We start from the raw sequence: 8,574 nt of genomic DNA on the forward strand, positions 1-8,574 counted from the left end.
ATACTTTGCGTTTGACCACTGGCACCTACATCCTTTCTTCTTTTCTAAGACATACCTATTATACCACAAAATATCGTTTCTGTAAAATCTTAATTTGTTATAATATTAATGCGCTTATTTAGCTTTATTTTCGTTTATTTTGTTACAATTCTGCAGATGACGTGCCACTAAATATAGTGGTCTATGCTTGATTTCTTCAAAGATACGCCCTATATATTCACCCAGGATACCTATCCCTACAAGCTGAATTCCTCCAAGAAACAATACACTGACTGTAGTAGTTGCCCACCCCGGAACGGCATCGTTGGTCACAAATTTCACATAAAAAACATGGCCCAAAAGCAGAATACTGCACATACCGAAAACAATACCTACGTAAAAAGCCCAACGCAGCGGCAGGTTGGAAAAGGCCGTAATACCGTCCAGCGCAAAGTGCAGCATTTTGTTCAGATTAAACTTGGAATAACCTGCAAAGCGCGGCGGTGCCACAAATTCCAGCACAGCAACATGAAAGCCCAGCGTATTTACCAGTCCACGGATAAAGCGTGCACGCTCACGGTAAAGCTTGAAGGCATCAACCGCAATCCTGTCCATCAGGCGGAAGTCACTGCCACCAGGAGTAATTTCTACATTAGATAAGGTGTTTATGAGCTTATAGTAGGCTGCAGACGTCAAATTTTTAAAGAAGCCTGCATCCTCTGTAGCCATACGCTTGGTCTGCACAATCTCGTTGCCTGCTTCCCAAAGGCGCAAAAGCTCGGGAATAAGCTCAGGCGGATGCTGCAAATCACCGTCCATGGTAATCGCGGCATCACCGTCGGCGTGGTCAAGGCCGCAGGTAATTGCCATCTGGTGGCCGTAGTTGCGGCTCAAAAGATAGGCCTCTACGTGCTCGTCCTGTGCAGCCAGCTCTGCCAGAATCAGTGCGCTGCTGTCACGCGAGCCATCATCAACAAAGATAATATTATAATCGTAGTCCTCCTGTTTCATTACAGCAGAAGCACGCTTGTGAAATTCGTGCAGGTTATCCTCTTCATTGAACACCGGCACTACTAAAGAAATTTTTTTCTTCATTATATTACACCACTTATTCTTCTGTCTAAAAAGATCTGTCAAAATAAAATCAGACAAAAAAGGCTGCCTAAAGGCAGCCTTTTTGCAAGGTATGAGTACTCAATAAGCCGAGTTCTGTTCCGCGAAGCGGTGATGATCATTTATCTAGTCTTACAGTTGCCTGCAAGCTCAAGCGACACAACCCGGAAGGCTCAGCGGGCAGCTTCATCCCTCCCCTATTTGGTCTTGCTCCGGATGGGGTTTACCTAGCCAGCCTGTTACCAGACCGCTGGTGCGCTCTTACCGCACCGTTCCACCCTTACCTGCAAATGCAGGCGGTACACATTTCTGTGGCACTATCCCTGAGGTCACCCTCGCCGGACGTTATCCGGCATCCTGCCCTGTGGAGCTCGGACTTTCCTCATCTGGCTTAAAGCCAGCCGCGATCATCTTTCGTACTCAACTGTAGATTTTAGCATATTATTTCCGCTTAGTCAATACCAGCGGCTGCAGTTTTATTGTCGCAGGTATAACTGAAATGAAGCTGAAATGGTTATATATAGATGCTCAGTTGCTTAACAAGCAAAAGCGCTCTGCGTACTACTGTAATAATACGCAGAGCGCTAAGGTCACTTGCTATGTAGTATATTCTTACGGACGCACGCTGGTGCGCAGCTGAATAGCCTCCGCCAGATGCACCGCCTCAATGCTTTCGCTGCCCGCAAGGTCAGCAATCGTGCGTGCCACCTTCAGGATGCGGTCATGGCTGCGGGCACTGAGGTTGAGCATATTAAAGTAGCGCTCCATAACATTCTGCGCCGCCGCGTCCAGCTGGCAATATTTGACAACCTCACTCCGTCCCATCTGCGCATTGCAATGAATGCCAACTGCCTCCAAGCGCTCCTGCTGCACCAGTCGCGCCTTCACCACGCGTTCGCGGATAGCAGCAGAGGATTCGCCCTTTTCCTTCGTTTTCAGCTCGCTGAATTCCACCCTGCTCAGATTAATCTGCATATCAATCCGGTCCATCAAGGGACCGGAAATCTTGCGGCGGTAGCTGTCAATTTCTGATTGTTTACAGGAACAGCGGTGCACACTGTCGCCAAGGAACCCACAGGGGCAAGGGTTTTGAGCTGCGCATAAAATAAACTTGCTCGGAAAGGTCATCGCCGCCCTCACACGCGAAATGCTCACCTCGCCATCCTCCAGCGGCTGACGCAGCATCTCCAGCGTAGCGCGTTCAAATTCCGGCAGCTCGTCCAAAAAGAGTACGCCGTTATGTGCCAAAGTAACCTCACCCGGGCGCGGTGTACTGCCGCCGCCAAGAAGCGCGCTGCCGCTGATGCTGTGATGCGGACTGCGGAACGGACGCTCCAGCATGACGCTGTCTGCCTGCGGCAAGAGTCCCACAATGCTGTAAATCTTGGTGACCTCCAGTGCCTCAGCCTCCGTCATCGGCGGCAGAATCGTCACTAAGCGGCGCGCCAGCATCGTCTTGCCACAGCCCGGAGAACCCACCATCAGGATACTGTGACCGCCGGCGGCAGCAATTTCCAAGGCTCTGCGCGCCACGAGCTGTCCTTTGACATCGGCAAAATCCACATGATAAATCTTATTATTGTTCTGCAGAATATTTTCCTTCGGCAGCGGCGTCAGCGGGTTCTTCCCCTGCAGGTGCTCCACCAGCTCCTTTAAGGTCGCCACCGTATATACCTTGATGCCCTGAATCAGCTTGCCCTCCGCGGCGTTGGCCTGCGGAATAAACACCTCCTGCGCCCCGCACTTCTTGGCGTCCATAATCATGGAAAGCACGCCGGAAACCTTGCGGATTCTTCCGTCCAACGACAGCTCGCCAATGAAAACCTTGTTCTCCAGCTTATCCGTATCCAGGATTCTGCCGCAGGTCATAAGGCCGACGGCAATCGGCAGATCAAGGCCGCTGCCCTCCTTGCGCAGGTCGGCAGGCGCCAGATTGACCGTAATACGCGTCATCGGGAAGGGATAATTGGAATTGCGCAGCGCGGCCTTCACGCGTTCCTTAGATTCGCGCACGGCCATCGCCGGCAGGCCTACCAGGTCGAAGTTGGGCATGCCGTTGCTCACGTCCACCTCTACCACAATTTGTACACCATCAATACCACAGGTTGTTTCGCCAAGAATTTGTGCAAACATTATCAACACTCCATTTCTTTTAAAAGCAGTGCGGCCAATGATTGATACTGATAGCCGCAGTGCCTTCTATGATAATTTCTACTACATCAAAGGAAAGCACCGGCGGCCGCTCCAGCAAACCATTGCATTGGAGATAATATTCAGCACAGCGATGAATTTTTCTTTGCTTTGCCAGTGTCACTGCCTCTATCGGTCTGCCGAACCGGGTAGAAGCACGTGTCTTGACCTCTATGAAGCTTATACAGCCCTTTTTTTCAGCAATAATATCAATTTCACCATAACGGTGACAGCGAAAGTTGCGGGTCAATATTTTATAACCCATATTTTGCAGATAGCGGCAGGCAAAATCTTCGCCGTATTTCCCAAGACTACTCCTCGACGGGGTACTCATAGTTATCAGCCTGCGGAGCATAGAGGATATTTTCCTCAGCAGCCACCGGCGGCAGCTGCATGCTCTTCACAGGCTCAAAGCTGCGGCGGTGCCAGCGGGTGGCACCCTGCTCGCTCACAGCCTGCATATGTGCGCTGCTGCCATAGCCCTTGTTATGCGCAAAGCCGTAGGCAGGATAAACAACGTCCAGGCGCTCCATGATGCGGTCACGGGTTACCTTCGCGATAATGGAGGCAGCGGCAATAGATGCACTCAGCGCATCACCATGCACCACGGATTCAATCTTCATATTGGGAACCTTCACCGGCATTGCGTCAATCAGCGCCGCCTGCGGCTTGCAGTGCAGGTTTTCCAGCACCTGCGCCATGCCCTGCTGCGTTGCGGCATAGATATTCAGCTCATCAATATTGCTGACGCTGACGATGTTCACCTCGATATCCAGCGCCTTGGCCATAACCTCGTTATACAGCATATCGCGCTTAGCAGCGGAAAGCTGCTTGGAATCGTTCAGCCCGCTGATAAACACATCCTTGGGCAGAATAACGGCAGCGATAACCAGCGGTCCTGCCAAAGGTCCGCGTCCTGCCTCATCTACGCCGGCAATCAGCTCGCAGCCTTCAGCATACAGCTCGCGTTCCAATTTCAGCATCGCCGTGAAGCGTTCCTTCTCCGCCGCCGCCTTCTCCAGACGCTTGTTGTATGCTGCCAGCAGCTTCTGCACTCCCTTGCGCTCGTCTGCTGCCAGCGTCGCCAACTGCTCCGCAGTCGGCTCGCCTGTCAGCAGCTCCTTGATTTCAGTAATATTCATCTTCTGTATCCCCCTTAACTTTTATTTCTGCATAAAGAAAAACCGCCTCGCGGCGGGTTTTTTTGCCCGAAAAAAAAAAGAATGTCCGGTGTAAAACTGCCACGACAAATCAGGGCTCGTCGATTGTAAACCGCCCTAAACGTCCTGCTCGGAAGTCTCTGAGTACAAGCTGAATAACCTTATCAAGGTCCAGCAGTCCACCAGACTTCAGACAACCTCTGGCAACGGCAATCTTCGCCATCACGGCGTTGACATCATCACCCTGCTCGAGGCTTACTGCATATTTTGTTTGCAAATCCTGAGGATATCTGCGTATCAACAGGTCGAGCAACAGCTCCACGGCCTGCTCCCTGTCGAATACATCCTCCTTGATGGCACCGGTAACAGCAAGCGCAAAGCCCACTGACGGGTCCTCAAACTTAGGCCACAGTACACCAGGCGTATCCAAAAGCTCTAAGCCCTTGGCAATCGTTACCCACTGCTGTCCGCGTGTTACACCCGGCTTATCGGCAGCCATTACCTTGTTCTTGCCTACGAGACGGTTAATCAGGGTAGACTTGCCGACGTTCGGAATACCTACAATCATAACGCGGACGGGACGGTTGCGCACGCCCTTCTTCAGCCATTTATCAATTACCGGCTTGGCAGCCAGCTGAACTGCACTGATAAGCTGCTTAACGCCCTTACCGGTAGCGCAGTCAATCTTGCACACAGGCAGACCGCTGTGCTTGATTTTTTCCAGCCACAGGTCAGTCTGGGCCTTGTCTGCCATATCAATCTTGTTCAGTGCGATAACCTTCGGCTTGCTGCCAAGGATATCCTGCAGCATGGGGTTGGTACTGGAGCGCGGAATACGTGCGTCCAGCATTTCCACCACAACGTCAACCAGCTTAATCTGGCTTTCCATCATGCGCTTCGCCTTGGTCATATGGCCGGGGAACCACTGAATCTTAAAATCCTCCAGCATCATTCGCCCATACCCGCATCCGCCTTCAGCACGCGCATCTTGTCCAGCGGCCAGAAGGCAACCAGCGCACGTCCCTTAACCAGCTTCAGCGGCACAAAGCCAACATCGGCAAAACGGCTGTCCTCAGAGTTATTACGGTTATCACCCAATACAAAGATGGTATCCTTGGGAACAACTACCTTGCGGTAATCGGAAATATTTTTGCCCTTCGGGTCATTGTGGTAGATATAGGTTTCGTTCAGCTGCTTGCCGTTGACGAATACCTTGCCCTGCTGCATTTCCACCGTGTCACCGCCAACTGCGATAACGCGCTTGATAAAGTCACGCGTCTGGTCCTTAGGGAAGCGGAAAACTACGATTTCGCCCTTCTTCGGGTCGGTAACAAAGTAGCTCAGCTTATCAACGACAAGACGCTCATGGTTTACCAGAGTAGGATACATAGAGGAGCCTTCTACCATGTAAGGCTCTACCAAAAAGGTGCGGATGCAGAATGCCAGTGCTACCGCAATAATAATCGAAACAAGCCAGTCACTGGCAGAATCCTGCCAGGAGGTTTCACTTTTTTTGCTCAACTAATGAGCCTCCTCTCTATTGCCGGCACAGGCCGGATTTTTAACTACAATAATATAGATATATTGTAGCATAGATTGCAGCTTCAGTTATGACATAATTGTAAATTTGCTTTATTTTAAAGCATAAATGCTTCATAACGTAATAAAAGGGACCGTACTACTACAGTCCCTTTTACTGATTTTACCAAATCAGCCACTTTTTTGCAAGTGTTTTTTTGCTGCATAGTGCATATCTTTTCGTTTATTTTTTTCATTTTTTTAGTTGCTTTTATTTTGGAACTCATTTGGAACTCATAAGCAAAAAAGCAGGCTGACTAAACCTGCTTCTTTGTAGCCGTATGTAATAAGAAGATAATTGAGATACCAAAATGGAAACAAATTCAAACCAAACCACACATATATTATAGCATATGCTTACAGCAGGTGCAAATAATATAATTATTGTCTTTCCTTTGCTCTCATTTGAGCTACCCATAAGTCAAGGACTTTTCCGCTAGGAGCATCAGGGTCACACATATAAGCTTTAGCAATCTTGACAAGTGTTCCGGTATCACCGCTGAACACTGCACCATAATCACTATACACCATATTCAGCACATAATACCAATCAGCTTTATGCTTGATATTATGCTGCTCTGCAAGTTGATTGGTCTGCTCATACGTCCAATGCTCACCATTAGTGCCATCCGTGTTTTGCATCTTGCTAACTGCAAGCTTTGCAAGTGCTTCATCAAAATGCGGACCATAAGCAACGCAGTGCAGGTCATATAACGTGCGATAAAAAAGGTCTGGGCAGTGCATTTTAAGCTTTTCGAGGGCACTGCAAACAATTTCTTCCATTGCTCTCTCTTTTGTATCGTCACCTATAATCTTGTTCCAATAATCTTTGTAGGAGTGCATAACCACACCCCCTTACGCCAATTTAACAACACTAATAGCTGCTCTGTTGATAGTTGCTGCTGCCGTTGCCTGTACCTGCAAACTAGTTGTATTATTCACAGCGCAGCAGGACGGACGCACACGAACCAACGTGGTAAAGGAAATATTCACCGCCGTGTCAGCAACGCCAGTAACAACACTTTCTGCACCATTAATAACAGAAGATGTGCTTTCCGTGGTACTCAGAAGCTGTAAGCCTACATTGCCAGCAGCAGCAGGAACAACATCAGCATTTACACTGACAAGGTATAAACCACGAATAAGGCTAACACTAGAGCTACCAGCAGGATGCTTAATAGCAACACCAGTCAGAAGATTATTTATAGGAAAGCTAACAAAAGCATTAGCTGCAACAGACTGAGCAGCAACAGCCGCAGCGTTCAAAGAAGATTTTTCGTAGCAAATCATTTATTTTCACCTCTTTACGCAATCAAGGTATTTTCTTGATACCTTTAAATTTTATCGTTTTTTAAAGCAATAGGGACGGCTTGCACCGTCCCTAATACAGTGCAGTTAATGCACATAACTTATTTTTAGCCTACATTATAAGCGCAGCCACAAGCACCAGCTACATTGGCAGCGACACTTTGATACGGACTAGACGTAATATAAGCAGGTTGAGGATAAGGTCTCAGCGTGCCGATGAGAGCAGCACTCTGTGCTTGCTGACTTAATTGGAAGTTAGCGGTCTGCAAGTCGCGGTCGCGGTCTGAGAGCTTGTCTCTCAAATCTTGAATCTGGTTAGCTACCATAATTGCCCTGGTCTTTTCTCCGTCCTCTTTGACGGCGTTTACGATAGCACAAGTATTTTGTGCATTTTCGTAACGCACTGCGTCAATATTTCGGTTAGTTTCGTAGCCAAGAGAAGCAATAGCTTGTTTTTGCTCGCAGCAGCATTGCTGAGCGGCGAAACGATTTTGTGCAATCTCGCTGCCGAGCTGATAACCAGTCTGCATAATGTCTCGCTGAACACCGTTAAACCCATTCAGCATAGTGCTGTTCTGAGCGTAAAAACCATCACATAAGCCATTCTGAACACCACGAATACCGTCTTTAATATCCTGCATGGAAAATTGGTCTGCAATCTGATCACGTGTCATACTTCCATTAGCAAAAATTTCAGCACCCATGTTACCACGGTTATTCCAGTTGCCGCCCCAACCGCCCATAAGAGCGAAAAGAACGATAATCCACATAAACCACATACCGCCGCCCCAGCAGTCACCATAACCATTGTTTCGATTCATGTCCATTACAGGGACAATGTTTGCACCTTCCATGATTTTTTCACCTCCGTAAAAATCTATCTAAAGCTTCATTGCGCGCTTATTGAAGCCTTAAACCAAATTGACTTAAAAATTGATTAAGCTGTTCATCGTTCATGCCTTTTTGTTTGGCAAGATTCCTCACAAGAGTTTGCATCTGCTCTGGCGATTTACCTTGCCCCATCTGCATCGCCCTACTCATTAGCGGATTTTGTCCTGCGAACTGTTGCATTAGTCCCATTGGATTTCCTGCCTGCTGTACCATCTGCATCATCTGGAATATGTTCATCATTCGTCATTCCTCCAATCTGCTCTTCGAGCTTTTCAATGCGTCTTTGCAATGCCAGCACTGTGTTATTGTCAGCGTAGGCAGGAGCTTGCATACCACCGTCCTGCTGAAGCTGATA

The 8,574-nt window shown here is 48.5% G+C and carries 10 protein-coding genes and 1 other RNA gene; all 11 read right to left on the reverse strand.

All coding sequences use genetic code 11. The annotated features are described in order from the left end of the window. Nucleotides 1-114: 114 nt before the first annotated feature. Complete coding sequence (locus BN587_RS09230; protein ID WP_021720836.1) at nt 115-1,074, reverse strand: glycosyltransferase family 2 protein; 960 nt, start codon at nt 1,072-1,074, stop codon at nt 115-117. Between the two features lie 88 nt (nt 1,075-1,162). Further along, nucleotides 1,163-1,515: RNase P RNA component class A (gene rnpB, locus BN587_RS11495), an RNA gene on the reverse strand. 189 nt (nt 1,516-1,704) lie between these two features. Then, on the reverse strand, nt 1,705-3,225 hold the full coding sequence (locus BN587_RS09235) for a YifB family Mg chelatase-like AAA ATPase (protein WP_021720837.1): 1,521 nt from the start codon (nt 3,223-3,225) through the stop codon (nt 1,705-1,707). A gap of 19 nt (nt 3,226-3,244) precedes the next feature. Next, entirely contained in the window at nt 3,245-3,616 is a 372-nt protein-coding gene (locus BN587_RS09240) for a YraN family protein (RefSeq protein WP_044484741.1), read from the reverse strand. Further along, complete coding sequence (locus tag BN587_RS09245) at nt 3,594-4,433, reverse strand: ribonuclease HII (RefSeq protein ID WP_438356937.1); 840 nt, start codon at nt 4,431-4,433, stop codon at nt 3,594-3,596. The genes BN587_RS09240 and BN587_RS09245 overlap by 23 nt, the downstream gene beginning before the upstream one ends. Before the next feature lie 100 nt (nt 4,434-4,533). Further along, nucleotides 4,534-5,394: a ribosome biogenesis GTPase YlqF gene (ylqF, locus tag BN587_RS09250; protein ID WP_021720840.1), complete on the reverse strand. Its 861-nt coding sequence runs from the start codon at nt 5,392-5,394 to the stop codon at nt 4,534-4,536. Continuing rightward, complete coding sequence (lepB, locus tag BN587_RS09255; protein ID WP_021720841.1) at nt 5,391-5,963, reverse strand: signal peptidase I; 573 nt, start codon at nt 5,961-5,963, stop codon at nt 5,391-5,393. The genes ylqF and lepB overlap by 4 nt, the downstream gene beginning before the upstream one ends. A gap of 438 nt (nt 5,964-6,401) precedes the next feature. Beyond that, nucleotides 6,402-6,863: a DUF7841 family protein gene (locus BN587_RS09260; RefSeq protein ID WP_021720842.1), complete on the reverse strand. Its 462-nt coding sequence runs from the start codon at nt 6,861-6,863 to the stop codon at nt 6,402-6,404. Nucleotides 6,864-6,875: 12 nt separating this feature from the next. Beyond that, nucleotides 6,876-7,310, reverse strand: a complete 435-nt coding sequence (locus tag BN587_RS09265; RefSeq protein WP_021720843.1) for a hypothetical protein — start codon at nt 7,308-7,310, stop codon at nt 6,876-6,878. Nucleotides 7,311-7,435: 125 nt separating this feature from the next. Next, nucleotides 7,436-8,182: a hypothetical protein gene (locus tag BN587_RS09270; RefSeq protein WP_021720844.1), complete on the reverse strand. Its 747-nt coding sequence runs from the start codon at nt 8,180-8,182 to the stop codon at nt 7,436-7,438. 46 nt (nt 8,183-8,228) lie between these two features. Further along, a complete protein-coding gene (locus tag BN587_RS09275; protein ID WP_044484743.1) occupies nt 8,229-8,459 on the reverse strand; it encodes a hypothetical protein in 231 nt (76 codons plus the stop codon). Nucleotides 8,460-8,574: the final 115 nt, after the last annotated feature.

It is taken from the genome of Phascolarctobacterium succinatutens CAG:287 (assembly GCF_000434895.1).
GTDB lineage: Bacteria > Bacillota > Negativicutes > Acidaminococcales > Acidaminococcaceae > Phascolarctobacterium_A > Phascolarctobacterium_A succinatutens_A.